22 protein-coding genes and 1 tRNA gene are annotated in these 25,128 nt (G+C 65.9%); 5 read left to right on the top strand and 18 right to left on the bottom strand.

Annotated features, from left to right (window positions below):
* Position 1 precedes the first annotated feature (1 nt).
* The 7 genes from VNM24_02635 to VNM24_02605 all read right to left on the bottom strand — a co-directional run bounded on the left by VNM24_02635 (position 2) and on the right by VNM24_02605 (position 9,817).
* Positions 2 to 481 carry a FecR domain-containing protein gene (locus VNM24_02635; GenBank protein HWQ37494.1) on the bottom strand — a complete coding sequence of 160 codons (480 nt, stop codon included), beginning with the start codon at positions 479 to 481 and terminating at the stop codon, positions 2 to 4.
* Positions 482 to 806: 325 nt separating this feature from the next.
* Entirely contained in the window at positions 807 to 3,377 is a 2,571-nt protein-coding gene (locus tag VNM24_02630; protein ID HWQ37493.1) for a VWA domain-containing protein, read from the bottom strand.
* A 10-nt stretch (positions 3,378 to 3,387) separates the two neighbouring features.
* Positions 3,388 to 5,166 (bottom strand): VWA domain-containing protein, encoded by a 1,779-nt coding sequence (locus tag VNM24_02625; protein HWQ37492.1) that lies wholly within the window; start codon positions 5,164 to 5,166, stop codon positions 3,388 to 3,390.
* Positions 5,163 to 6,044, bottom strand: coding sequence for a DUF58 domain-containing protein (locus tag VNM24_02620; protein HWQ37491.1), 882 nt, complete (start codon positions 6,042 to 6,044; stop codon positions 5,163 to 5,165). The genes VNM24_02625 and VNM24_02620 overlap by 4 nt, the downstream gene beginning before the upstream one ends.
* A 10-nt stretch (positions 6,045 to 6,054) precedes the next feature.
* Positions 6,055 to 7,278, bottom strand: coding sequence for an ABC transporter substrate-binding protein (locus VNM24_02615; GenBank protein ID HWQ37490.1), 1,224 nt, complete (start codon positions 7,276 to 7,278; stop codon positions 6,055 to 6,057).
* 5 nt (positions 7,279 to 7,283) lie between these two features.
* Positions 7,284 to 8,279, bottom strand: a complete 996-nt coding sequence (locus tag VNM24_02610) for a MoxR family ATPase (protein HWQ37489.1) — start codon at positions 8,277 to 8,279, stop codon at positions 7,284 to 7,286.
* Positions 8,276 to 9,817: a hypothetical protein gene (locus tag VNM24_02605; protein ID HWQ37488.1), complete on the bottom strand. Its 1,542-nt coding sequence runs from the start codon at positions 9,815 to 9,817 to the stop codon at positions 8,276 to 8,278. Before VNM24_02605 ends, VNM24_02610 begins: the two co-directional genes overlap by 4 nt.
* Positions 9,818 to 9,909: 92 nt before the next feature.
* On the opposite strand from VNM24_02605, the gene VNM24_02600 reads away from it, so the two are divergent.
* From VNM24_02600 to VNM24_02590, 3 genes are all read left to right on the top strand, one after another.
* Positions 9,910 to 11,319, top strand: coding sequence for an arylsulfatase (locus tag VNM24_02600; protein HWQ37487.1), 1,410 nt, complete (start codon positions 9,910 to 9,912; stop codon positions 11,317 to 11,319).
* Between the two features lie 115 nt (positions 11,320 to 11,434).
* On the top strand, positions 11,435 to 12,571 hold the full coding sequence (locus VNM24_02595; protein ID HWQ37486.1) for an alpha-hydroxy acid oxidase: 1,137 nt from the start codon (positions 11,435 to 11,437) through the stop codon (positions 12,569 to 12,571).
* Between the two features lie 33 nt (positions 12,572 to 12,604).
* Positions 12,605 to 12,925 carry a hypothetical protein gene (locus VNM24_02590; GenBank protein ID HWQ37485.1) on the top strand — a complete coding sequence of 107 codons (321 nt, stop codon included), beginning with the start codon at positions 12,605 to 12,607 and terminating at the stop codon, positions 12,923 to 12,925.
* Positions 12,926 to 12,951: 26 nt separating this feature from the next.
* Here VNM24_02590 and VNM24_02585 read toward each other — a convergent pair.
* The 5 genes from VNM24_02585 to rpsU all read right to left on the bottom strand — a co-directional run bounded on the left by VNM24_02585 (position 12,952) and on the right by rpsU (position 17,831).
* A tRNA-Ile gene (locus tag VNM24_02585) sits at positions 12,952 to 13,028 on the bottom strand.
* 63 nt (positions 13,029 to 13,091) lie between these two features.
* On the bottom strand, positions 13,092 to 15,008 hold the full coding sequence (rpoD, locus tag VNM24_02580; GenBank protein ID HWQ37484.1) for an RNA polymerase sigma factor RpoD: 1,917 nt from the start codon (positions 15,006 to 15,008) through the stop codon (positions 13,092 to 13,094).
* Between the two features lie 96 nt (positions 15,009 to 15,104).
* On the bottom strand, positions 15,105 to 16,880 hold the full coding sequence (gene dnaG / locus VNM24_02575; GenBank protein HWQ37483.1) for a DNA primase: 1,776 nt from the start codon (positions 16,878 to 16,880) through the stop codon (positions 15,105 to 15,107).
* A gap of 203 nt (positions 16,881 to 17,083) precedes the next feature.
* Entirely contained in the window at positions 17,084 to 17,530 is a 447-nt protein-coding gene (locus VNM24_02570) for a GatB/YqeY domain-containing protein (GenBank protein ID HWQ37482.1), read from the bottom strand.
* A gap of 88 nt (positions 17,531 to 17,618) precedes the next feature.
* Positions 17,619 to 17,831 (bottom strand): 30S ribosomal protein S21, encoded by a 213-nt coding sequence (rpsU, locus tag VNM24_02565; protein HWQ37481.1) that lies wholly within the window; start codon positions 17,829 to 17,831, stop codon positions 17,619 to 17,621.
* A 108-nt stretch (positions 17,832 to 17,939) separates the two neighbouring features.
* Between rpsU and tsaD the strand changes: the two genes are divergently transcribed.
* Positions 17,940 to 18,971, top strand: coding sequence for a tRNA (adenosine(37)-N6)-threonylcarbamoyltransferase complex transferase subunit TsaD (gene tsaD, locus VNM24_02560; protein HWQ37480.1), 1,032 nt, complete (start codon positions 17,940 to 17,942; stop codon positions 18,969 to 18,971).
* Here tsaD and plsY read toward each other — a convergent pair.
* Genes plsY through VNM24_02535 form a run of 5 tightly spaced genes read right to left on the bottom strand, consistent with a single transcriptional unit; the run spans position 18,955 to position 23,852 of the window.
* Positions 18,955 to 19,554 (bottom strand): glycerol-3-phosphate 1-O-acyltransferase PlsY, encoded by a 600-nt coding sequence (gene plsY / locus VNM24_02555; GenBank protein ID HWQ37479.1) that lies wholly within the window; start codon positions 19,552 to 19,554, stop codon positions 18,955 to 18,957. The genes tsaD and plsY overlap by 17 nt on opposite strands.
* 60 nt (positions 19,555 to 19,614) lie before the next feature.
* The gene (xerD, locus tag VNM24_02550) at positions 19,615 to 20,511 is read right to left on the bottom strand and encodes a site-specific tyrosine recombinase XerD (protein HWQ37478.1); all 897 of its coding nucleotides are present in this window, start codon (positions 20,509 to 20,511) and stop codon (positions 19,615 to 19,617) included.
* Positions 20,508 to 20,981 carry a methylated-DNA--[protein]-cysteine S-methyltransferase gene (locus VNM24_02545; protein ID HWQ37477.1) on the bottom strand — a complete coding sequence of 158 codons (474 nt, stop codon included), beginning with the start codon at positions 20,979 to 20,981 and terminating at the stop codon, positions 20,508 to 20,510. The genes xerD and VNM24_02545 overlap by 4 nt, the downstream gene beginning before the upstream one ends.
* On the bottom strand, positions 20,978 to 22,882 hold the full coding sequence (locus VNM24_02540; protein ID HWQ37476.1) for a TRAP transporter fused permease subunit: 1,905 nt from the start codon (positions 22,880 to 22,882) through the stop codon (positions 20,978 to 20,980). Before VNM24_02540 ends, VNM24_02545 begins: the two co-directional genes overlap by 4 nt.
* 7 nt (positions 22,883 to 22,889) lie before the next feature.
* Complete coding sequence (locus tag VNM24_02535; GenBank protein ID HWQ37475.1) at positions 22,890 to 23,852, bottom strand: TAXI family TRAP transporter solute-binding subunit; 963 nt, start codon at positions 23,850 to 23,852, stop codon at positions 22,890 to 22,892.
* 135 nt (positions 23,853 to 23,987) lie between these two features.
* Between VNM24_02535 and VNM24_02530 the strand changes: the two genes are divergently transcribed.
* Positions 23,988 to 24,701, top strand: coding sequence for a flagellar brake protein (locus VNM24_02530; GenBank protein ID HWQ37474.1), 714 nt, complete (start codon positions 23,988 to 23,990; stop codon positions 24,699 to 24,701).
* Between the two features lie 46 nt (positions 24,702 to 24,747).
* On the opposite strand, the gene rplS is transcribed toward VNM24_02530, so the two are convergent.
* Positions 24,748 to 25,128, bottom strand: a complete 381-nt coding sequence (rplS, locus tag VNM24_02525) for a 50S ribosomal protein L19 (protein ID HWQ37473.1) — start codon at positions 25,126 to 25,128, stop codon at positions 24,748 to 24,750.

Raw genomic sequence — 25,128 nt, 5'->3', positions numbered from 1 at the left:
TCTATTTGCCGGAGAAGTTGGAGACTTTGACCGCGAACTGGGTGCCGCGCACGGCCATGACGGCAGCCGGCGTATTCACTCGCATCGATTCGGGGCGCTCCTTGACGAGTTTTCCGGACACCGCGGTCAGAGTGCCGCGTTTGAGCGAAGCATCGAACTCGCCCCGGTGGGTGTTGGCGTCGAACACAAAGCGGTCGATCGCAAGAACGCTGTTCGGGCCGATCGAAAGCAGGCTGTCGTCCTGAAAAGCGATTCCAACCGCGCCGTCGTCGCCGGCGACCACGGTGTCTCCGACTCGCACCGCCATCCCCACCGTCGCCGGTAGCCGTGCACCCCCGCGTTCGATTTCGGCGGTGCCTCTCGCGACCTTGATGCGCCCGGCATCGGCCGCAGCGGCCGTGACAACGACGAACGCCGCAAGACACAACAGGACGGAAAACTGAGCGATCAACCGCACATTGCGCTGCAGGATTTTGGTCATTGGCTACCTCCGCGATCTCCCGGGTCGCCGGCGCCCGGCACGCCGCACGCCCTTCCGCTGGCCTGAAAAGCATCCTCTGTGCCGGCCTGGGACCCGCGCGATGCATTGGTTCGATTCGATCCAGAGTCCAAAGTCCGCGTTGGCGGCCAGAAGGGCACCGCGCGCGCCGCGAAGACCGTCATAAGCTGCCCCTGTTCGCGGGCAGTGTCTCGCGCGCACGGTGTGCCGGGGATTAACGCGTGGCAGCCCGGCGCCCTCTGCCCGCAAAGCGAGAACACGAGCGCGATTGGCCCGTGAAAGTCGCGCGCGACGTGCTCGAGCGCGGTCAGCTGCCCAGCAGCCTCCACGCCAACGGAGCGCGCCGCACGAACAGGTCGCCCAGATAGAGCAGCAGGGCGGCCGCCAACAGCCATGGCCACAAGGGGCGCAACTGCACGCCGCGGTCGCCACGCGCTTCGAAGACGTCCTCGATCCGCGGGGCGAGCGCTGCGCCGGTCTCGCGGGCGATGGTCTCGAGCAAGGCGAGATCGGGCGGCAGCGAGCGCAGCTCCGCTTCGAACGCGCTGTCCACCGCAGCGGGACCGGTGCGCAGCGCAGCCGCCGCGGAAAGTCCGCCACCGGCCACGAGCTGCACCACGAGCAGTCGCGCATCGGGCAGCGGGATCCTGGCGCTGTACCAGCCCGGTCCGGTCTGCTCCAACGCGACGAGATCGCAGCCGGGATCGGCCGGGGCAACGCGCACGCGAGGCGAAAGGCCGTTACGGAACCGACCCGCCTCGTCCAGCACGCTGAGGGTGATCAGCGCCTCGCGGCCTTGCCGCGCCGCGCGCAGATCGAGCGCACCGCGCCCTTCGCGGCGCATGGTGTCGCGCACCAGCTGCGCCCAGAATTTCCCGTAATCCTTCCACTGCAGCCACTCGGCTGCCCAGCGATTCTTCACGTCGGACGCGAACATCACCGACTTTCCCAGTCCGTACTGCCAGCGCACGAGCAGCGGCGCGTCCTTGTCGGTCGCCAGCGCGACTTCGGCGGTGTCCCGCGGCCTAGTCGCCACGTGACCGCGCAGCGTAGGCGCAGCGGAGAAATCGATGCCTGACAGAGCGGCCAGGCGCCGCGTTACCACCGCGCGCACCGGTTGTTCCGTGAGGTTCTCACGCACGGTCTTCCGAGTCTCCTCCACCAAGATTTGCGGAATCGCCTCGGCGCTGGTGGCGAGATAACTGCGTCCTCCGCCCCATCGCGCGATGTCCTCCATGAGCTTCGGGTCGCCGCTCTCGCCGATCGTAACGGTCGACAGCACAATGCCGGCGACTTTCATCCGCCCCACCAGGCGCTCGAAATCTGCGGGATGCGTATCGCCGTCGGAAAGCAGGATCACGTGCTTGGCCTTAGACTCGACTTGCTGCAGGATGCGATACGCCATGCCCAGCGCCGGATAGATGTTGGTCTGTCCGCTCGCCTGGATGCGGCCGATCAGGTCTTCGGCGCGCTTTTTCGAGCGTACCTGCTGCAGGGGCACGGACAAGTGCGGCTGCGAGTCGAAGGCGACCACCGCGAACCGGTGCTGCTCCTCCAGCAGATCCAGCGCGGCGCGCGCCGCCTCTTTCGCGTATTCCATCTTGCGCCCCTTCATGCTGTAGGAACGGTCGATAGCGATCACCAGAGCGAGGTCCCTGCGCTTGTCCTGCGCTTTGAACTCCACGGGGAGGATGCGTTCGACCGGAGTTCCCGCATAACCTTCTTCGCCGAACGTGTTCTCGCCGGCGGCGAACAGCAGCCCACCGCCAAGGTCGCGCACGTAGGACTCGAGCGCACGCATCTGCTCCGTGGTGAGTGCCTTCGCCGGCACGTCGGACAGGATCATCGCGTCGTATTGGGCGAGTGCCGCGGGCTCCGCCGGCACGCTGGAAGCCGGTCGCGGCTCGACCCGGATGCCTTCCGAGCGCAGCGCCTCGGGCAGCCAGGGCGCTGCGTCCAGGCCACCCTCCACATAAAGCGCGCGCGGACGTGCCCCGACCCAGACCGCGCGCTGCACGCGATCGTTCTCGTTCACGCTGTCCCCGGGTATGCTCGCGCGTGCACTGAGAACGCTAACGCCCGGACCCGGCAGGCGTGCCTCGAAGCGCACCGAATTCATGCCGGCGTGCAGGCGCAAGAGCTTCGTTCCCAAGGTCAGCGGCCCGCGCATCAGCGCGACGCTGCCTTCGGCCGCGCGCGGACTGAACACGCGCACCGTGATCGCGATCGGCTCCCGGTCACGGATATCCTCCGGCACTTCGATCGCGTCCACCCACACGTCGGCCTCGTCGCGCACCACGGCTGGCACCGGATAGACCCTGACCCCGGCTTCCTTGAGGCGCGGCAGCACGCGCCACACGTCCCCCTCGGTCTGGTTGCCGTCGCTGAGGAGCACGATGCGCTTGACCTTGTCACGCTCCAGCGCGACCAGAGAAGCATCGAGTGCGCGTTCCAGATCGGTGGCGTTGCGGGCAATGCCGGCACGCGCAGCCGCGCTGTCCGCCACGGTGAGTACGCGCGCCTGTTGGGCGTTCTCCACCGTCACCGGACGGCCCGCGAAAACCACCACGCGCGCGTGCGCCGGCTTGCTCTGCGCATAGATCCGCTCGATCCAGTCCAGGGCGCGCACCACGAACGTCGGCGAGACGCTCCTCGACACATCCAGCGCGAAGACGAGCGAGAGCGCATCCGATGAGTGGCGCCAGATCGGCCGGCACGCTGCCAGCACGAGCAGGACGATCACCGCGGCGCGCACCCCGCTCAACACGGCCATGTGCCGCCGCGAGAGATTTCTCCGGCTCGAGCGCATGACCCCCAAAGCGAGGGGCACGAGCGAGGCGAATGCGAGCGGCCAGAGCGCCTGCAGCTGCACACTCATGTGGGCCGCGTCATATCGTCAGGCGGCGCTGGTAGGTGCACCATTCGATTATCAGCAGCGCAAGCGCCGCGAGGATGAGAGCAAGCCAACCGTCGAAAGCGCCGGCCGGCGCGCTGTCCCGCGACGTGTCGCCCGCGCTAGGCTGCAACACCGAGCGGTTGACCTGAGTAATCTTGGAATCGAGCAGATTGACCGTGACCAGGGTGCGGCCCAGATCGGACAGCGCGCTGTAGACGCCGGGCGCTGCCGCCTCGAAACGAATGGCGTCTGCGGCGCGCCGGACCGGAATTTCAGTCCCGTCCATGGCCAGCACCTTGGCGTCCTTCAGGGGCAGCTCCACCAAACCCAGCGGGCGATTGGCGATCAAGGAAAGCGAAGTCAGCCAGCTCACCGCGTTGCTCAGAAAGACTGGAAAGTCGGCATGCAGGGCGAAATTCGATTCCGCGAGTGCGAAGGCCACCAGCAGCCGTCGCGGCTCGTGCTCGTCGACCGCGATCAGCGCTTCGTTGCGCGCGCTGCGCAGCAGCACCTTCAGCTCGGGCGAGTCGAAGCGTACCGGGCGCGCGCTCTGGACATGCAGATCCCGCAGCGACAAGTGCTGCAGCAGCGGATGGCTGCCTTCCCAACTCGCAACCCTGGGCTCGATAACCTCGGGGCCGAAGCGCGGCAGCCAGCCGGCGCGGCCGGGTCGGATCAGCAACGCCGGGGCGGAGGGCCGGTGCGAAGGGGCATAGCGGTCGAAGACATACACATCCGCTTCGCCCGTGTCGGTGAACCGGGCCGGCGCCACGACGCTCAACCGCACCCCCGGCTGCGCCGACAGCGACTTCTCGAGGTAGGCATTGGACTCGGTCACCAGAATCACCCGGAGCGCGCGCCGCTGCGGCAGGAATCCATAGACAACGTCGTCCAGCGCGAACCCATCGCCCGGCGCGGACAGTGCCACGCGGATAGGCCCGCTGCCGGTCGCCGAGATATCGAACGCCTGCGCCAGCCTGCCCTGTGCCGGCAGCAACACGCGCCCCACGGGCCGCGTGCCCAGGCGATCGGTCGTTGCGATCCCGACCTCTTTGGCGCTGCCGCCGGCATTCTCCACTTCCACGAAGGCCTGGTAGCGTCCCGGCTGGAGCGGGAGCGGTCTGATTTCGAAGCGCGTGATGCCGACGTTTTCCACGGGTTCGAATACCGAGTGGATCTGCGCCTGCTCGGGAAACTCGCGCAGCAGCACGCCGTCGGTGAAGACATGAAGTGTGGCTCGACCAGAGGACGCTGCGCCGACAGGCCGCACGTCGGAGCCGGTGCCGAGGGAAAGGCTTTGCAGCCTGTCAATGGCCGCCGCGGGCGTTTCGAAGGCGGGCAGCGCAATCCTGCGCATCGTGTCCGAGAGCAGGATCTGCGCTGCGGCGGGCTGCGCGCCGATCAGCGCCCGCGCCTGCGCCTTGGCTTGCTCGAAACGGGTGCTCCCGTCGGTGGTGCGCGTGCCCATGGTGGGCGAGTTATCGATCACGATCAGCAGGCGTTGCGCACCGGTGCCGCCTGCCGGGATGACGGTCCAGATGAGCGCGGCCGCGACCAAGGCCGCGATTGCGCCCGCGAGCGCCAGCGACAGCCACCAGCGCCAACGCTCGTCGCGTCGCCGCGAGGTGCGCAGCAGCCGTTCCCAGACCAGAATCGAGGATACCAGCAAGCGCCGCGCCGGCGGACGCAGCAGATACAGCGCCACGACCGCCGCCAGGGTCGCGATAAGCACTGCGGCGGCGAGCATCGGCGTGATGCCCGCGCCATTCATCGCAGCAGTCCCTCCTCGCGCAGCAGCCTGAGCATGAGCTGTTCGAAACGCGCGTCTGAAAACGCCCGCAGATACCCCCAGCCGTGGCCCCGACAGAACGCCTCGACCTCCGCGCAGTACAGATCGAAGGTCTCTTGATAGCGGGACAGCAGATCGGCGGTCACGCGCGCCTCGGCCACCGCGCCTTCCTCCGCATCGACCAAGATCACTTCTTCGCCGAGCGCGGGCGAACGCTCTTCGCGAGCCACTACGTGCAGTGCAAACACTTCATGGCGGAACTGCCGGATCAGATGGAAAGCCGGCTCGTAGCCCGCGCGATCGAGGAAATCGGAAATGATGATGACCAGACCCCGGGTCCGGGTGGCGCCGAAAAAGCCGCGAAACGCCCCTTGCAGGCTGGTGCCGCCGCCGATTTCCATGCGTTCCAAGAAATGCAGTGTGCGCCACATCTGATTCCTGCCGCGGCGCGCCGGCATTTCCTGCGTCACGCCGTCCGCGAAGCTGACCAGGCTTACCCGATCGTGATTGATCAGTCCGATATGGGCCAGCGCCGCCGCGAAGCGCCGCGCGAAGTCGAACTTGCCGCCGAAGCCCATCGAGCGGCTGGAATCCACGAAGATGTAGATCGGCAGATCACCCTCTTCCTCGAACAGCCGCAGGATCAGCCGGTCGAGCCGCATGTACGTGCCCCAGTCGAGATTGCGCGTGTCGTCGCCCGGGGAATAGGGTCGGTAGTCGCTGAACACCATCCCGCTGCCCGTGCGACGGGAGCGGTGATGGCCCCGCAGATGGCCCGCCACCGGCCGACGCGTGACGATCGCGAGATGTTCCAGCTGGCGCAGGAACTCCTCGTTGAACAGCGGAGCGTTCTGATTCACGGCACGCCGCTCAAGCCGCGATCGGGCAGGGATTCTCCTGCTGTGTGGGCTGAAGCAGCTCCAGCGGGTCGCGCGGCCCCGGCACCTCGCGCACCAGTTCGAAGATATCCCACTGATCCTGCATGGCTGCCTTGCTCTTCACGCGCACTACGTACATCTCCTGCAGCATCTGGTGGTTCCTGGCGAACGTGCCGCGGCGCGCCTTGAGCAGGTCGAAGCTGGCACCCTTGTCGAAGTAGTCCACGAGTTTCTCCGCATCGGTGCTCCGGGTCTCGGAAATCGCCTGCACCAGCACCCTCACCGCGACGTAATCGGCCCAGGCGCCGTTGTCGGGCGGCATGCCGTAGCGGGCACGAAAGGCCCGGGCAAAGGTGCGCGCGCCGGGCAGATCAAGGCCGTGGTACCACATGGTCTGCCAGTAGCCGGACAGCGAATCGATGCCGGCAGCCCAGAACAGGGCGGTGTCGTTGGCGCCACCGGTGACCTCGAAAGGCAGGTTGTATTCGCGGTACTGGCGGATGAAATTCGTGATGTCGATCCCGGCCAGGCAGGAGTAAACGAAGTCCGGCTTCGCCTGCCTGATCTTCAGAATGTAGGCGCTGAAGTCCTGCGTGTTGGTGGCGATCAGGTCCTTGCCGGCTTCCAGGCCGCCGTTGGCGCCCAGAAATTGCGACGATGCCCGGTACAGGTCGTGACCGAATGCGTAGTCCGCCACCAGGAAATAGAAGCTCGCGCCCCGGATCCGGTTCGCCTCCTTCAGCCACTGGCCGATGGTACGCACGTACATCGTGTTGTTGCCCTCGATGTGGAACAGGTAACGGTTGCAGTTCCTGCCGCGCACCTCGTCGGAATTGCCGCCGGTGTTGAAGTGCGGGCGCTTCATGCGCGCGGAAACCTGAGCGATTGCCGCCACCGAGGCCGAGTTGATTTCGCCGACGGTGGCGATCACCTGATCCCGTTCGTAGAGTTTCTGCGCCTTGTTGACCGCGGTGGCCGGATTGACGCTGTCCTCGGCAAGTAGCTCGAGCTTGCGCCCGAGCACGCCGCCCGCGGCGTTGGCCTGTTCCACGGCGAGCAGCGCCCCCTTGTAGCCGTACTCGCCGATCTGCCCGAGGAAGCCGGTACGCGGCGTCAGATGTCCGAGGCGGATCGCGTCAGGCGAACCGCGCGACAACGCGGGAAATCCCAGCGCTGCCGCGGCGGCAGCCTTCAGCCAGGACCGACGCGCGATCATTGCCCTCACTCCTTCGGTTCCGGCACCCATTCGAGAATGCGATCGAGGATGGTGTCGGTGTCGATGCGCTGCGCCTCGGCCTCGAAATTGAGCAGCACCCGATGGCGCAGGGCGGGCAGCGCGACCGCTCGCACGTCCTCGCACGCCACGTAGACCCGGTCGTTGCGCAGCGCGTGTACCTTGGCCCCGAGAATCAGCGACTGCGTGCCGCGCGGGCTGGAACCGAAACGTACGTACTTCTTCGCGAGTTCGTGCGCCAGGCTGCTCTCCGGATGGGTGGCGAGCGTAAGCTTGATCGCGTACTCCTGCACCGGCCGCGCTACGGGGATGGAGCGCGCCGTCTCGCGCATCTCCAGGATCTGCGCCTTTTCCAGCACCCGCTCGGCGACCGGCTCCTTCTCCCGGGTCGTGCGGTCGACGATCGTGTGCAACTGCTCCATGTCCGGGAAATCGAGCTTGAGCTTGAACAGGAAGCGGTCCATCTGTGCTTCGGGCAACGGATAGGTGCCTTCCATCTCGATCGGGTTCTGCGTGGCCAGCACGAAAAAGGGCTGGTCGAGCGCATGGGTGCGGCCGCCGGCGGAAACGCTGTTCTCCTGCATCGCCTCGAGAAGCGCGGACTGGGTCTTGGGTGTGGCCCGGTTGATTTCGTCGGCGAGGACCATGTTGGCGAATATAGGACCAGGCTGGAACTCGAAGAACTTCCGGCCGGCGTCGTCCTCGCGCACGATGTTGGTCCCCACGATGTCGCCGGGCATCAAGTCGGGCGTGAACTGGATGCGCGAAAACTTCAGGTGCATCACGTCGGCCATGGTTTGCACCAGCTTGGTCTTGCCCACGCCCGGTATACCTTCGAGCAGCACGTGTCCCCGTGCCAGCAGACAGGTCATGACATTGGCGACGACTTCGTCGTTGCCCACGATGACACGCCCGATCTCCTGACGCACGCGCTCGAAACGATCGCGGAAAGCTTGTATCTGCCGGTCGACGACGGTGTTCATTGTTCGCTTTCGTGCAAGTTGATGAAATAGTCCTTGACAAGCTGGCGTTCGCGCAGTGGCACGCTCTCCACGCTCATGACGCCGGCACGCGAAAATCGGGGGCGCCCACGCACTTCGGCGAATGCGGTCTGCGCCGCAGCGCTCTGCGTGGCGGCGTGGTACCACGGGGCTTGCGCCAGCACTTCGCCGGGTCTGTCCTCCCCGCCCTGCATCGTCTCCAGCTTGAGCCTGGCGTCCAGCCGCGCGCTCTTCTCGCCTTCGACGGCCAGCGCTTCGCCGTGCCCTTCGGCGGCGCCGCTGATACTGCCCTCCCGCGCGTCATCCTGCCGGTCCTCGCGAGCAATCGCGCCTTGGCGGAACAAGGTTCCAGCCTGCAGGTCCGCGCCGCCGGTTTCCGGCGCGGGCGTAGGATTCGGCGTGGCGGCTCTGCGGTCGAACCGTCCGGCGGTCAGCGGGCTTCTTTGAGACCCAGCCACCAGGCCCTCCATCTGGCGCCTGACCTCGTTGACGCGATTCTGCGTTTCGAGCACGGCCTGCGCGTCCCGGATGTTTCGCAGCACCCGGTTCAAGGTGTCCTCGTTGAGCTCGAGGTTCCGGTTGCGCAACTCCCGGCTCGCGCGTTCGGTGGAGAACTCCAGGGCGCCGTTTTCCTGCAATTGCCCTGATGGCGCCGCGGCGCCAGCGCCTCCCGCGCGCTCTTCTCCGGCTGTGCGCTGCAGCAGGTCGAGCGCTTCGCCGGTCCGTCCGTCGCGCAGCGCCCGAGCAACCGGCTGCAGTGCTTCACGCGTTGCCATGGCCAAGGCGAGCTGTGACATTGCCTCGCGGGCCGCGACGGCGCGCATGTCGATCTCCTCCTGCGCCTCGCGCGCCTGGGCCAGCGCATGTTGGCGTTCCTGAAGCGGCGCGTTATCGGCCTCGAGCGTGGCGAGCGCCCGCTCGAGCTTCTCGATCGCCGCCTCGCGCGGTGCACCATCCAGCAGCGCGCGCAGGCTACCCGACGCGCCGGTGCCGGATGCACCCGGCGCCGCATCGATTCCCCACGAGTGCGACACCGGCGCGACAATGAAGCCGGTAGCCGACAGCGCGGCTGCGAGCAGGCCGGCGATCCACCAACTGCGTGGCGCGCGCGCAGGCGCCAGGCGCCTCGCGTCGAGTCGCGCGACGGTCCGAGCGGCGCGTGCGATCTGCAGTTGCGCAAGCGCCGAGGTTTCACCCTGCGCGCAGAGCCAGTACGCCGTCTTTATCTCATCCTTCAGGCGCGCGCGCGCATCGACCGCCGCCGCCGCCTGTGCCAGCGTGGTACGCAGGCCCGCCCGCCACGCAACGCAGGCCAGACCGGCGCCCAGGACCGCCGAAAGGCCAGCAACCGAGACCGCGCCGCCCGGTGTGGCGCCGAGCGCAGGCTGCACGAGCCGGTACGCCAGCAACGAGAACAACACGAGCGAGAGACCGAAGCCGATTTCCTGCAGTGCCCGCTCGGCCCACAGACGCCGCGCCACGCGCCCGAGCAGGTCCAGAATGACCTCGTGATCTCTCATGACCGCGGCCATTGTAGCGCAGCGTCCGCCGCCTTCGCGCGAAGCCCGGCCGCGAGTCGGGTAACATGCCGCGCAAATCGGTGGGACGCCTCATGTCAAAGCGCTCGGTCCGGCGCCTGCTGTGCGCCGGGGCACTGCTGTGCTCCGCGGCAGCGTGGGCGGAGCAGCAGCCGCACATCGTCTACATTCTGGCCGACGACCTCGGCTGGAAGGACGTCGGCTACCACGGAGGCCGGGCCGGGACGCCGCACTTGGACAGGCTCGCTCAGCAGGGCGCGCGCCTGGAACGCTTCTATGTGCTGCCCCACTCCACGCCCACGCGTGCGGCGCTGCTAACCGGTCGCTATCCGATGCGCTACGGCCTGCAGACCCTGTCCATCCTTCCCTGGAATAGCTACGGCATCCCTTCCGACGAACGGCTCCTCGCGCGCGCGCTGAAGGAGGCCGGCTACTACACAGCCGCACTCGGGGAATGGCGTCTCGGTCACGCCCGCAAGGAATTCTGGCCGACAGGCCGCGGCTTCGATTACTTCTACGGTAGTCTGTCCGCGCTTTCGGACCGCTTCCGCAAGACCAACGCGCTGGGACTGCCCGACTGGCAGCGCAACGGCAAGTCGCTTCGGCAGGACGGCTACGCCACCGCGCTCGTGGCGGCGGAAGCCGCAGCCCTGATCAGCCGCCACGATCCGAAACGACCATTGTTCTTGTACGTGGCGCTCCCGGCGCCGGCTGCGCCGTACCAGGCGCCGCGCGCCTATCTCGATCGCTACCGGGAGGTCGAGCCGGAAGACCGACGCGCCTACTACGCGATGATCAGTGCGCTGGACGACGCGGTGGGCGGCATCGTCGCGGCGCTGGAACGCCGCGACATGTGGAACGACACCGTGCTGGTCTTCCACAGCGATAACGGCGGGGCGGTCAGAAACAGATTCGTCACCGGCGACGGCGACGCCGCGACCAAAGTTGCGGACAACGGTCCCTTCCGCAACGGGCGCGGGGGCCTGCACGAGGGCGCGGTACGGGTCGTTTCATTCATCTGCGCGCCCACGCGCATCCCGCCCGCCATCGTCACCGAGCGCATCCACGTGACCGATCTGTATCCCACGCTGCTGCGTTTGGCTGGCGCCCGGCTCGATCCCGAAAGTCAGGTAAAGCCGATCGACGGCATCGACGCCTGGGGGGCAATCGCCGAGGGCAAGCCGAGTGAGCGCCCGGAAGTGCTTATCGATCTGCAGGAGTTTCGCGGAGCCATTCTGGTCGGCCAGTGGAAACTCATGGTCTACGCGCCGCTGCCGGCCCGCTACGAGCTCTACAACCTGCAGGACGATCCTTCCGAGGAAGACAATCGCGCAGAGCGCGAACCGCAGAAAGTCCAGGAGCTGGCTGCGCGGCTCAACGAACTGGCGTGGGAGATGGCGCCCTCACTGTACTTGGTCGACCTGCTGCGCGCCAGACAACGCGATGCCCCGATGGTCTGGGGAGACAACCCGGTGCGCCCATGAACCGTCGCCGCGAGCACCGTTCGGGCTGTTTCGCACTCCGGATGCGCAAACTGCGGAGCGCGCACGGCTGCGGGTGGATCGGACGGGTTCGAGGACGGAAGCGATCGCCGCACCGATGAACGCCATCAACATCGAGGACCTTCGGCGCCTCGCGCGCAAGCGGCTGCCGCGCGCAGTTTTCGAGTTCGTCGACGGCGGCGCGCAAGACGAGAATACGCTGCGCGCGAACCGGTCCGACTTCGAGCGCATCCGCTTCGTGACGCGGACGTTGACCGACATCTCCGTGCGCGACCAGAGCGTGGAGCTGTTCGGGCGGCGCTACGGCGCTCCGCTGGTGCTCGCGCCCACCGGCCTGGCCGGTTTGCTGTGGCGGCGCGGCGAGCTGGCGGCGGCGCGGGCCGCGCACAAGGTGAACGTGCCCTACTGCCTTTCCACGATGGCCACCTGCTCGATCGAGGAAATCGCCGGCATCGGCAGCGAACCCAACTGGTTTCAGCTCTACGTGCTGCGCGACCGCGGGTTGACCAGGCAGTTCATCGAGCGTGCCAGGGCGGCCAACTGCTCGGCGCTGGTGCTCACGGTGGACACCAAGATGCAGGGCCCCCGTGAACGCGACATCCGCAACGGCTTCACGGTACCGCCGCGCTTCACCGCCGCAACGATTCTCGACTTCGCGCTGCACTACCGCTGGCTGCTCGACATCGCGCTCGGACCGAGGATCACGTTCCGCAACTTTATCGGCACCAGCGCCCAGTCGAAGGACGCCGTGACGATCACCCAGTTCATCGCGGGACAATACGATCTCACGGTGAGCTGGCGCGATGTGGACTGGTTCAAGTCCGAGTGGGGCGGACCGGTGCTCGTCAAGGGCATTCTCTCGCCTGCCGACGCCAAGCTCGCGGTCGAGCACGGGCTGGACGGCGTCATCGTGTCCAATCACGGCGGGCGGCAGCTCGACGGTGCGGTCTCCGCGATCGCCGCCTTGCCGGCGGTGGTGGAGGCGGTGGCGGGGCGCGTTCCGGTCCTGCTCGATGGCGGCGTGCGCCGAGGGGCGGACGTGGTCAGGGCGCTCGCGCTCGGGGCGAGCGCCTGCATGATCGGCCGCGCCTGGCTATACGGCCTCGCCGCGAACGGCCAGAACGGCGTGGAACGGGCGCTCACGATCCTGCGCGACGAGATCGATCTCGCCTTGGCCTTGCTCGGCCGCCCGACCATCGCCGAGCTGGACCGCACCGCCCTGGCATTCTGGTAGAGTAAATTTCACTCTCCCTGGCCAGGAACGGTCATGGCATCCAAACTCGAGATCACCTACTACGCCTCCCGCGACATGCTGGGAATGGTGTCCGACGAAGAGTACGAACGCTTCAAGGACATGCTGCTCGACGCTTTCCAGGAGGAATGGCCCGACGCGCAGATCACCATCGAGGACGACGAGGAAGCCTACGTCGATCTGGACGGCGTCTCGGGCGATGCGGAGCAGGACGTACGCGACCGTGTGGAAGACATCGTCAATGACGTGATCGATTCGGGCGCTTGGCAGGACGAGGAGGAAGACCCCTACGCCGAGGAAGAGGAATTCGACGAGGACGAAGAGGACGAGCGCTAGAGGCGCGACTCGCCGACGGAAAGGATTGGTGGGCCCGCTGGGACTCGAACCCAGGACCAAAGGATTATGAGTCCTCTGCTCTGACCGGCTGAGCTACAGGCCCGTCGACTTCTTGAACAAAATGGCCGGGAAGTTCCCGGCCATTCTACTTCGCGGGGCTCGCCGTCTACTGATTCGGGTCGAGGAAGCTGCGCAGCCGCTCGGAGCGAGACGGGTGGCGCAGCTTTCTGAGCGCCTTGGCTTCGATCTGGCGGATACGCTCGCGCGTGACGTCGAACTGCTTGCCGACTTCCTCCAGCGTGTGATCGGTGGACATCTCGATGCCAAAGCGCATGCGCAGCACCTTGGCCTCCCTGGGCGTGAGCGTGTCCAGCACTTCCTTGGTGGCATCACGCAGGCTGGTGTACACCGCCGCGTCCACCGGCGCCACGGTCGCGGTGTCCTCGATGAAGTCTCCAAGATGGGAATCATCGTCGTCGCCGATCGGCGTCTCCATCGAGATCGGCTCCTTGGAGATCTTGAGGATCTTGCGGATCTTCTCCTCGGGCATGTCCATCTTCTGGGCGAGCGTGGCCGGATCCGGCTCTTGCCCAGTCTCCTGCAGAATCTGGCGCGAGATCCGGTTCATCTTGTTGATCGTCTCGATCATGTGCACCGGGATACGGATGGTGCGCGCCTGGTCCGCGATGGAGCGCGTGATCGCCTGGCGGATCCACCACGTCGCGTAGGTCGAGAACTTGTAGCCGCGCCGGTACTCGAACTTGTCCACCGCCTTCATCAGTCCGATGTTGCCTTCCTGGATCAGGTCGAGGAACTGCAGCCCCCGGTTGGTGTACTTCTTGGCGATCGAAATCACCAGGCGCAGGTTCGCCTCGGTCATCTCGCGCTTGGCGCGGCGCGCCTTCGCCTCGCCCGTTGACATCTGGCGGTTGATCTCCTTCAGATCCTTCAGCGGTATGCCCACGCGCTTCTGCACGTCGAGCAGCTTCTGCTGCGCTTCCATGATGGCCGGCGCAAAGCGCGCCAGCACGTCGCTGTACGCTTTGCGCGCGGCGACCTCACGCCCCACCCAGCTCAAATCGTCTTCGTTGCCCGGGAAAGTCTTGATGAAGTGCGCGCGCGGCATACCGGCTTTCTCAATGCACAGATCCATGATCGTGCGCTCGTGGGAGCGCACTTCGTCCACGACCTTGCGCACGCTGTCGCACAGCGCTTCGATCTGTTTCGCCGAGAAGCGGATTAGCATGAGCTCCGCGGAAATCTCTTCCTGGGCCTTGAGATAGGCCCGGCTCTTCGGCCCGTTCTTGGCGAGTGCCTTGGTCATCTTGCCGTAGAGGGTGCGAATCTTGGCGAAGCGCTCCAGGGCGTCGGCTTTGAGTTGCAGGAGCGTGGCGCTCTGTACCGCGGCACCGTCCTCGTCCTCGGCTTCTTCCTCCGCCTCGAGCGCCTCTTCCATGGCTTCGTCCGATACTTCGCTGATCTGCTCTTCGGGCGCGTTGGGATCGATCAGACCGTCGATGACTTCATCGATTCGCAGCTCGTCGCGCTCGACTCTGTCGGCCAGCTCCAGGATCTCGGCAATCGTCATCGGGCAGGCGGAGATCGCCTGGATCATGTGCTTCAGCCCCTCTTCGATGCGCTTGGCGATCTCGATCTCGCCTTCCCGCGTGAGCAGCTCCACCGACCCCATCTCGCGCATGTACATGCGCACAGGGTCGGTGGTGCGGCCGAATTCCGAATCGACCGAAGACAGCGCCTGCTCGGCTTCCTCGACGACGTCCTCGTCCGCGACCGGCGGGGCCGATTCGTTCATGTTCATCAGCAGGGTTTCAGTGTCCGGCGCTTCGTCGTACACCTGGATCCCCATGTCGTTGATCATGCTGATGATGTTCTCGATCTGTTCAGCATCGAGCATGTCATCCGGGAGGTGGTCGTTGATCTCGGCGTAGGTGAGATACCCGCGCTCCTTGCCGAGGACGATGAGATTCTTCAGGCGCATGCGTCGGGTTTCGGCGTCCATCGGCTGCTGCACGACGACCTGCTGCCTGTCTTGCTCCCTGTCCTTGCGCTTGTCCCTAGCCATGTCCCTCGATTCCTGAACTAACCTTGAAAAAACAACCCATTACAAATCCCCCGCGAAAGCGAACCGCGGATTATACAAGCTTCGGCGCAGCCACCGTCACTCGGGGGTTGCTTCCCGAAAACCGGGCGCGTTGCGTTGCTGCAGACTGCGCAGCAACTCCTTGTCCTCCGCGCTCCACCCCGTCCGGCTGGCCTTCTCCAGCAGTGCGGAGATCCTGGCGCGACGCAGCCGCTCCATGAGCTGGTCCCACGCTCCCGCCACGTCGGCAGCCAGCGCCTCCGGATCGAGCTTGCGTTCTTCCCAAGCGAGGCTCGCCGCTTCCACCTGCTGGGCCATGGATTCCAAGGGCGTCCCGCGAAAATGCTCGGCGATGCCCCTAATGTCGGGGCGTTCACGCCCGAGCGCAATCAGCCCGCGCAGCAACTCCAGCTCCGGGGCCGGCAGGTCGGCCGAAGCGAGTTCGGCAGCCGCATCCAGGTGGCGCGGCTCGAGTAGGCGCGCCAGTTCGGGCCGGAAAGCCAACATCTCGGAGAGGCTGCGCAGGATGGACGGCTTGGGGGCGGAGCGCCGCTCGGCAACCCGTGGCGACAATGATTTGATCTCGTAACGTTGATCGAGTTCGGCCTGCGTGACCCCGGCCAGCTCCGCGACCTGCTTGCGCAGGAGCAGGGAGAACATGGGCGCCGACACCTGCTTGACGAGGGGCTTTGCGTCCTGAAGGAACTTGGCCCGGCCTTCGGCGGTGCGCAAGTCGGTCGCGGCCGCCAGTTCGCGCACCATGAATTCCGAAAGCGGCAGCGCCTGCGCCAGCAGCTTCCCGAACGCGGCGCTCCCGTGCCGACGCACGTAGCTGTCGGGATCCTCGCCTTCGGCAAGAAACAGAAAGGCGACCTGCTTGCCGTCAACGAGCGAACCCAGGCTGTTTCCGAGCGCGCGCCATGCCGCCTTGCGGCCGGCTGCATCGCCGTCAAAGCAATAGACGACGCGGTCGGCCTGCCGCAGCAGTTTGCGCACCTGCCAAGGCGTGGTAGCGGTGCCCAGCGTGGCCACACAGTAGCCCACGCCGTACTGAGCGAGCGCCACCACATCCATGTAGCCCTCGACTACCACCACCAGACCAGCTTCGCGGATTGCCTGCCGCGCCTGGAACAGGCCGTAGAGCTCCTTGCCCTTCTCGAATACCGGGGTTTCCGGCGAGTTCAGGTACTTGGGCTCGCCGGCATCGAGCACACGTCCGCCGAAGCCGACAATCGAGCCGCGCTGATCGACGATCGGAAACATCACGCGGTCGCGAAAGCGGTCGTAGCGGCGCCCCCCTTCGCTGTCGACCACCAGGCCGGCGGCGGATAGTGCCTTGCTGCTCGCGTAATCGGAGAACACAGACGCCAGCGACTGCCAGCCATCCGGGGCATAGCCCAATCCGTAGCGCGCCGCGATCTCTCCGGTTAGGCCGCGGCCCTTGAGATAGTTCACCGCACGCTCCGATTGCTTGAGTTGCGCCTTGTAGTACTGCGCCGCACGTGCCAGCGCGCCGCCAATGTCCTCCTCGGGCCGCGCTGACGTCTGACTGGCGGGCGCCGGCGCCACGGGCAATTGCAGGCCGGCGCGTGCAGCCAGTTCCCTGACCGCCTCAACGAAGCCCAAGCCGTGGTACTCCATCAGAAAGCTGATTGCGGTGCCGTGCGCGCCGCAGCCAAAGCAGTGATAGAACTGCTTGGCGGGGCTCACGGTAAAGGAGGGGGTCTTCTCGCTGTGGAACGGGCAGCGCGCGGAATAGTTGGAACCGGTCCTCTTGAGCGGGACGTGGGGATCGATGACCTCGACGATGTCTACCCGGGCAAGAAGATCCTGAATGAATGAAGGAGGAATCATGCTCGGGGTTGGTCGTGGCTCGGGGGCAAGCGGGGCCGGGGACCTTGTCGAATTATAGGCGAGATTTCCACGATTTCCGGCTTCTTGTCCCGCCTCTTGGCTCCGGGAGAACACCTGACCGGACAGCCACTTAGGCCCGGGCAGGCGGCCTGTTGCACGGACGAGAGCGCGGGGCCTGCACGAGGCGGCCGACACGCCGACGCTCAGCCGGCGAGCCTGGCCTTGACCAGCGCCGAGACCTTGCCCATGTCCGCGCGCCCGGTGAGTTGCGGCTTGAGTAGCGCCATGACCTTGCCCATATCCCCCAGCGTCTGCGCGCCGGTCGACCGTACGGCCTCCACCACCGCCGCCTCGATCTCGGCCTCGCTCATGGGCTGCGGCATGTAGCCTTGGAGCACCGTGATCTCGAACCGCTCCGCCTGTGCCAGATCCGGACGGTCTCCGCTCTCGTACTGCGCGATCGACTCGCGGCGCTGCTTGATCATCTTGTCTATCACGGCCACGACTTCGGCATCCGAGAGTTGCCTGCGCTCGTCGATCTCGCGCTGCTTGATCGCGGCAAGGAGCAGACGCAGCGCCGACAGCCGCTGCACCTGCTTTGCGCGCAGCGCCGATTTCATATCGTCGTTGATTTGCTCCTTGAGCGTCATCGCCATTGGCCCTGCGCTAGAAAGGAAAAACAAAACGGCGATTGACCCACGGGCCATCGCCGTTTCGATCGAATTCTCGCCGACGCGGTCAATACATTTTGGGCGGCAGGAGCTGGCTGCGCAGGCGCTTGTGGTGGCGCTTGATCGCGGCAGCGAGCTTGCGTTTGCGCGCAGTGGTGGGCTTTTCGTAGTATTCGCGCGCGCGCAACTCGGTGAGCAGTCCGGTCTTCTCCACGGTACGCTTGAAGCGGCGCAGCGCCACTTCGAACGGCTCGTTCTCCTTGACTCGAATGGTCGGCATATCGGAAGGTGTCCCCCCGTTTCCTGGTTGCTGTCGAAAAGGCGCGCATTCTATCAATAATCACCTGATCTGCAAACCAAACCCTCTCCCTCGAACGCGGCCAAGGGCATGCTGATTCTGGGCATCGAGACTTCCTGCGACGAAACCGGTGTCGGTCTGTTCGATACCGCTACCGGGCTCGTCGGCCACACCGTGTACTCCCAGGTCGCCATGCACGCGGAGTACGGTGGGGTAGTGCCGGAACTCGCTTCGCGCGACCACATCCGGCGCCTGCTTCCCCTGACGCGTGAACTTCTGCAGCGTACCGGGCGCTCGCTGAGCGAGGTGCAGGGCGTGGCTTATACGGAAGGGCCGGGGCTGGCAGGCGCCCTGCTCGTGGGAGCCGCCGTCGCAAACGCCATCGGCTATGCCCTCAAGGTTCCGGTGTGCGGTGTTCATCACCTGGAGGGTCACCTGCTCTCGCCGCTGATTGCCAGACCGGGGCCGAGATTTCCCTTCCTTGCCCTGCTGGTCTCCGGCGGGCACACGCAGCTCATGCGGGTCGAACACGCAGGCCGCTACCTGCTTCTGGGTGAAACCATGGATGACGCAGCCGGAGAGGCCTTCGACAAGACCGCCAAGCTGCTCGGCCTGCCCTATCCGGGCGGACCGGCCTTGGCACAACTTGCCCGTACAGGAGATGCGCGCCGCTTCAGGCTGCCGCGCCCGATGCTCGGGAGCGAGGATCTGAACTTCAGCTTTTCGGGGTTGAAAACCGCGGTGCTACTCCTGGTGCGGGCAACCGATCCCGACCAACAGACCCGGGCCGATATCGCGGCGTCGTTTCAGGAGGCCATTGTCGATGTCCTTGTCGCGAAATGCGAGGCCGCCCTGCGCGCCACAAACCTCGAACGACTGGTTGTCGCGGGCGGTGTGGGCGCGAACCGTCGCCTGCGCGAACGCCTCGATACCATGGCCGCGGCCCGCGGCGCGCAGATCTTCTATCCGCCGGTGGAACTTTGCACGGACAACGGCGCGATGATCGCTCTCGCCGGCGCCATGCGGTTGCAGGCTGCGGCCGGGAAACGCGGCGGGCTTGCCTTCAGCGTCAAGCCGCGTTGGGAGCTCGATTCCGTGCCCGCGCTCAACGTAACAGCCTGATGCGGCTTTCGGTACCCTCGATGAGCTTGCGGATGTTGGCGGCGTGGCGCATGACGAGCAACAGGGCAATGGCGAGCACTGCGCTGCTCGGCGCGCCCGCGCCCAACAGCCACCAGGCGGCCAGCGGCGCGGTCAGAGCAGCGCTGATGGCGGCCAGCGATGAATAACGCGTGGCGCCTGCCACGAGCAGCCACACCGTGGTCGCGGCGAGGCCCAGCCGCCAGTCCAACGCGAACAGAATTCCGGCCCCCGTAGCCACGCCCTTGCCGCCCTTGAAGCGGAAGTAGACCGGATACAGATGGCCCAGGAACGCCGCGAGCGCCACCGCGGCGGCGAGCACATCTGGGGACTGTTCCCCCATCGGCCAGCGCGCGATCCACACCGCGACCGCACCCTTCAGCGCGTCGCCAAGCAAGGTCAGCAGTGCCGCGGTCCGGTTGCCGGTGCGCAGCACGTTGGTCGCGCCCGGATTGCGTGAGCCATAGGTGTGCGGGTCGGGTAGACCCATTAGACGGCTCACCACCACCGCGAAAGAGACGGAGCCGATCAGGTAGGCGGCCGCACTGAGCAGCACAAGACTCATTGAAAGTTCGACGTTGCGGTTTGCGTCCGATTCTCGAGCGCCGCGCTTACGTAGCGGGTTTCATCCCCGGGGATGATGCCTGGCGTGCAGTTGCTTCAGTCGCTCGCGCGCGACGTGAGTATAGATCTGCGTGGTTGAGATATCGGCGTGGCCGAGCAGCATCTGAACCACGCGCAAATCCGCCCCGTGATTGAGCAGATGGGTGGCGAAGGCGTGGCGCAAAGTATGCGGCGAGATGGGACTGCGGATCTGGGCGGACGCAGCATAGCGCTTGATGAGATTCCAGAATGCCTGGCGGCTCATCGCCCGTGCCCGCGCAGTCACGAACAGAGCGCCCGCCGTGCGTCCATGTAGCAGCCGTGGCCGGGCTTGTACGAGATAGCGCCTGATCCACAGCAGCGCCTCCTCCCCGAGCGGCACGAGCCGTTCCTTGGCGCCTTTGCCCATCACGCGGAGTACCCCGGCATCGAGGTTGACCTGCGGAATCGACAAGGCGACCAGTTCGGAGACTCGCAGGCCGCTGGCGTACAAGGTCTCGAGCATTGCCCGGTCGCGCAGGCCCAGGGCAGTGGCTACATCAGGCGCGGCGAGCAGGTGCTCGACATCGTCTTCGGTGAGGCTTTTGGGCAAGGAGCGCGCCAGCTTCGGCGATTCCACCTGGAGCGTTGGGTCGACCTCGACACGCCCCTCTCTGAGCAGGAAGCGATAGAAGCGCTTGAGGCTCGACAACAGGCGTGCGGCCGAACGCGGCCTGGCGTTGTGGTATCGAAACGCGAGATAGGCCAGCAGGTCTGCGCGCTGCGCCTGTACGACCGAACGGCCGCGCGTGCGCTGTAGCCAGGCCGCGAATTGCCGCAGGTCGCGGCGATAGGCTTCCAACGTGTTGCGCGACAGACCGTCTTCAAGCCAGAGCGCATCGCAGAAGGCATCGAGCAAAAGCTCGGTCGGTGCGTTCACGTCACCACCCCTTCGTGGGCCAGCAGCCAGCGCTTGACCGCAATGCCCTGCCCGCGGCGCGAATGCATGAATCCGCCTATATCGCGTGCCCCGACCACCCGGTGGCAGGGAATGACAAGCGGCAGGCGATTCGCGGCGCAGGCCATGCCCACTGCGCGCGGCGCGGAGCCGGCTCGCCTTGCCACCTGCTGGTAGCTCAGGGTGGTTCCGCAGGCGATGGCGCACACCACGTTCCAGACCCGGCGCTGAAACTCTGTGCCGCGTGGCTCGACAGGCAGATCGAAGCAAAAATGCGGATCGTCCAGGTAGGCCACGAGCTGGCGCCACACTTCGCGAGCGAACGGCGTCTGCGGCGCGAGTGGGGCCGCCTCGCGTGGCAGATACACCAGTTCGGTGAGCTTCTCGCCGGCGACGCGCACGCCGATCACCGCGAACGGGGCCGCCAGTTTCGCGTCGAAGCCTTGGGTCAAGCTGTCTGCGCGGTCCGCGTGCGAACCCAATGAACAATCCCCACTGCGATCAACAATGCCAAACCGGCCGCATCGCTCCACTGCCCGGGATAGACGAGCAGCAGCCCGGAGGCGATGAGCGGCACGCGCTCTACCGCCAGCAGTTCGCGCCTGAGCCAGTTTTGCACGCCGGCCGCCAGCGCCACAATCCCGGCGGCGGCCGTGGCAATGGTGAGGCTCGCCTGCGCCAGCGGACCTTTGAGGAGCAGTCCGACCCCGGCGGGTTCGAGTACGAACATGAAGGGGACGACGAACGCCGGCAGAGTGTACTTCCAAGACTGCAGCGTGGTGCGATAAGGATCACCGCCGGTGATTGCTGCCGCGGCGAACGGAGAAAGAGCCGTGGGCGGCGAGACCTCGGAGAGCACGGCATAGTAGAAGATGAACATGTGGGCCGCATATTCGGGGATCCCGACCCCGGTGAGCGCCGGCGCTGCGATGACCGCGCAAATGATGTAGGACGCGGTGACCGGGACAGCCAGGCCGACCACCCAGACGACCAGCGCGGTAAAGGCCACCGTGAGGAACGAATTGCCACCGGCGTAACCGATGACAATGGAGGAGAATTTCAGCCCCAGTCCAGTCAAAGTGACCACACCGACGATGATCCCGGCAGCGGCGCAGGTGACGGCGACGTTGATCACGCCGGTTGCGCCGTTGGAGAGTGCCTGACCCAGTTTCCGGAATCCGAGACGCGATTCGCTGCGCAGGCAACTGACGGCGAGCGCGGCCGCGGTGGCCCAGAACACTGCCATGATGGGCGAGAATCCGCCAATCAGCAGCGCAACGATCACGACGATCGGCACAAAGTAGTAGCCGCGCGCGAGAAGCGAAGCGAGGGCCGGCGCCTCCGCATGTGTTGCTCGCGTCGCGAAACGGCGGCTGTCGAAATCAACCATCAGGAACAGCGACAAATAATAGAGCGCCGCCGGAATCACCGCCATGCGCAGGACTTCGAGGTACGAGATCTTGAGGAATTCCGCGATCAGAAAAGCGGCTGCGCCCAGCACCGGTGGGCAGAGGATCGCTCCCAGGCCACCGGCCGCAAGCAATCCGCCTGCCGCGTTGTTCGGATAGCCGGCTTTGGCCAGCATCGGATAGGCCACCGAGCCGATCGTGACCGTCGTGGCCACGCCGCTTCCCGATGCACTACCCAGCAGGGCAGAAGACAGCACGACGGAGCGCGCAGCCGCGTTTCGCGCCCGACCCATCGCGGCAATGGAAAAGTCGATGAAAAACTTGCCGGCGCCCGAAGCGGCCAGGAAGGCGCCGAAGATCGTAAATAGGATGATCAAGGTCGAAGACACGTCGACGGCCGAACCGTAGATGCCCTCGAGCGTCATCACCATGTGGCCAACGATGCGTTCCAGGCCGTAGCCGCGGTGTGTCCAGGGCGGGGGCAGATAGGGACCGACGACGGCATAGAGCAGAAAGCCACCCACCACCGCCACCATGACCGAGCCGCTGGCACGGCGCACCGCTTCAAGGATTAGCCCGATGAGGCCGGCGCCGACCAGAAGGTCGGCTGTGCCGGGCGCAGCCGCCCGGTCACGCAGTGCGTCGCCGCCGACGATCAGATAGCCTGCGGCGCCGAAACTGGCGAGAACTAGCAGCCAGTCCCCCCACTTGATGGCGTCCCGCTGGTGCTCGAGCGGCGGACAGACCAGGAAACACAGGGCGAGCATCAGGCTGACGTGCATCGTCCGCAGGATGGTGGCCGGCACCACCTCGTAGGCCGCATACAAGTGGAAGAGCGAGGTGCCGATGGCAAGCCATGCCACGATCCTTGCGCTCGGCCCTGTGAGCCGCCGTCCGCCGCCGTGCTCCTGCCGAACCAGGCGCTGCGCATCCCGGGGAATCATTGCCTTACTATTCCGGACTCACGCCCCGGCTGCGGAAATAACGCACCGCCCCGGGATGGAAGGGGATTGGGGAGAGGTGCCGCGTCTGGTTGGAAAGCGTGATCCGCTCGGCTTCCTTGTGCACCGAGATCAGTGCGTCGCGTTGCTCGAACAGGGTTCTGGTGACTTCGTAGGCCAAGGTCTCGTCCATGGACGCGCTGACGAAAAGGATGTTCCATACGACGGCATTGCGCACCGCGGCGCTTACGCCGGGATAGATGCCGGGCGGGATGTGTGATTCGGCATAAAGGGGGCCGTACTTCGCGTTCATGCGCACCACTGCCTCACCATGGTCCAGCAATCGCAAACGCACCCCGGGCGTGGTCGCAAGATCCGTGACCGCGGCCGTAGGCAGGCCTCCGGCCCAGAAGAAGGCTTCGATCTTGCGATCCTTGATTGCATTGACCGACTCGGCGACCGACAGGCGCTCTCTGGTGACTGCGTCGACCACTCCATATGCCTCCAGAACACGCAGCGCCATGACTTCCGTGGCGCTGCCGGGCGCACCCACCGAGACCCGCCGATTGGCTAGCTCCGCGATCGACCGGATGCCGGTGGCCTCGATCGTCACCGCATGCATGTGATTGGGATACAGGACGGCCAGCGTCCGGATGGGCAGTTTCGTCCCGTCAAACTTCTCGCGGCCGTTCAGGGCGTCCCATGCGGCATCGACCATCGCGAAGCCGATATCCGCGGCGCCGGCGGCGACCAGCTTGAGATTGTCCACTGAGCCGCCGGTGACCTCCGAAGTAACCTGATAGCCGGAGAGCCGGACGGAAAGCAGATTGGCGAGTCCGCCCCCGAGCGGATAGTAGACGCCGCCCGTGCCTCCGGTCACGATGGAGAGCATGTTCTGCCTCTCACCGCAGCCGGCCATCGCCAGCGCGGCTGCTGCCAGCAAGACAACTCTGAGCACGATCCTTGCAGCCACTCGCAGCCCCGGCCTTTATCGCGACGCTCGTGCGCGTCGCAAATGAGTCGAATCGGTGGCGGATTCTAACAGGGGCCGGCGAGCCGGCTGCGGCGCGAAGCCTTATACTGCGCGTGAATACCCGGGCCAGATCGAATGAACGGTCAGACCGCGACGCCTTTCCAGACCTGCTCCTTCGAGCAGATGCAGCTTCGCACGGGCGACCGCCTGCAGATGGAGCTCAGCTCCGACGCGGGGCTGACGCACCACTTCACGACCGTCATCGGCTACGTGCCCAAGCTGAGCGTGCTGGTGCGTACGCCGTCAGTTCGAGGCACGCCCGTGGAGATCCGGGAGAACGAGACCGTGGTCGTGCGCGCGTTCTCAGGCCGCAGCATCTATGCCTTCTCCACCAAGGTACTGGTGGCGTGCCGCACACCCTTTCCGTATCTGCATCTTGCCTATCCGGAGTCGGTGCGCGCCAATCCGATCCGCAGTGCGGAACGGGTGCGGGTGGGCTTGCGCGCAACGGCCGCCAACCCGCAGCGTGACCCTCAGGGTAATCCGGTGTCCTGCACATTGGGCGATCTGAGCGTCACCGGCGCCCAGCTTGAGTGCGCGCGTGACATCGGCGACAGAGGCGATCGGCTGCAGGTTTTCTTCGCCTTCAAGCTGGAGCCGCAGGGCTACGAAGTGAAGCTCAATCCGAAGGCGGAGGTGCAGAGCGTGCGCCGCTACCGGGACGAGCGCAACGGCGGCGAAGTGCACAGCTATGGCGTGCGCTTCGAGGGCTTGCATGCCACCGAATCGCTGCTTCTGCAGAGCTACATCCACCAGCTGCTGCTCAGCGATCGAAGCCGGATCGTGTAAACAAGAAAGCGGCCCGCGCGCCGATTCAGTCGCGCCCGAGCAGGATTTAGGACTCGGCGGTTTTGTCCCCGCCGCCTTCGAGCTTCTCTCGGATGCGCGCAGACTTGCCGGAGCGTTCCCGCAGGTAATAGAGCTTGGCGCGACGCACGTCGCCGCGCCGCTTGAGTTCGATGCTGGCGATCAGCGGCGAATAGGTCTGGAACGTGCGCTCCACACCCTCGCCCGAGGACATCTTGCGAACCACGAACGAGGAGTTGAGCCCCCGGTTACGCTTCGCCACGACGACTCCCTCATAGGCCTGCACACGCTTGCGGTCGCCTTCGACCACGTTCACGTTGACGACCACGGTGTCCCCAGGCGCGAAATCCGGAATGTTCCTGCCCAGGCGGGCAATCTCTTCCTGTTCGATGGTGCGTATCAGATCCAT

The sequence above is a fragment of the Burkholderiales bacterium genome (assembly GCA_035560005.1).
In the GTDB taxonomy this organism is placed as follows: domain Bacteria; phylum Pseudomonadota; class Gammaproteobacteria; order Burkholderiales; family Eutrophovitaceae; genus DASRFY01.
The sequence above is the reverse complement of the archived record's forward strand: the minus strand, read 5'-3'. Positions and strand labels throughout refer to the sequence as shown.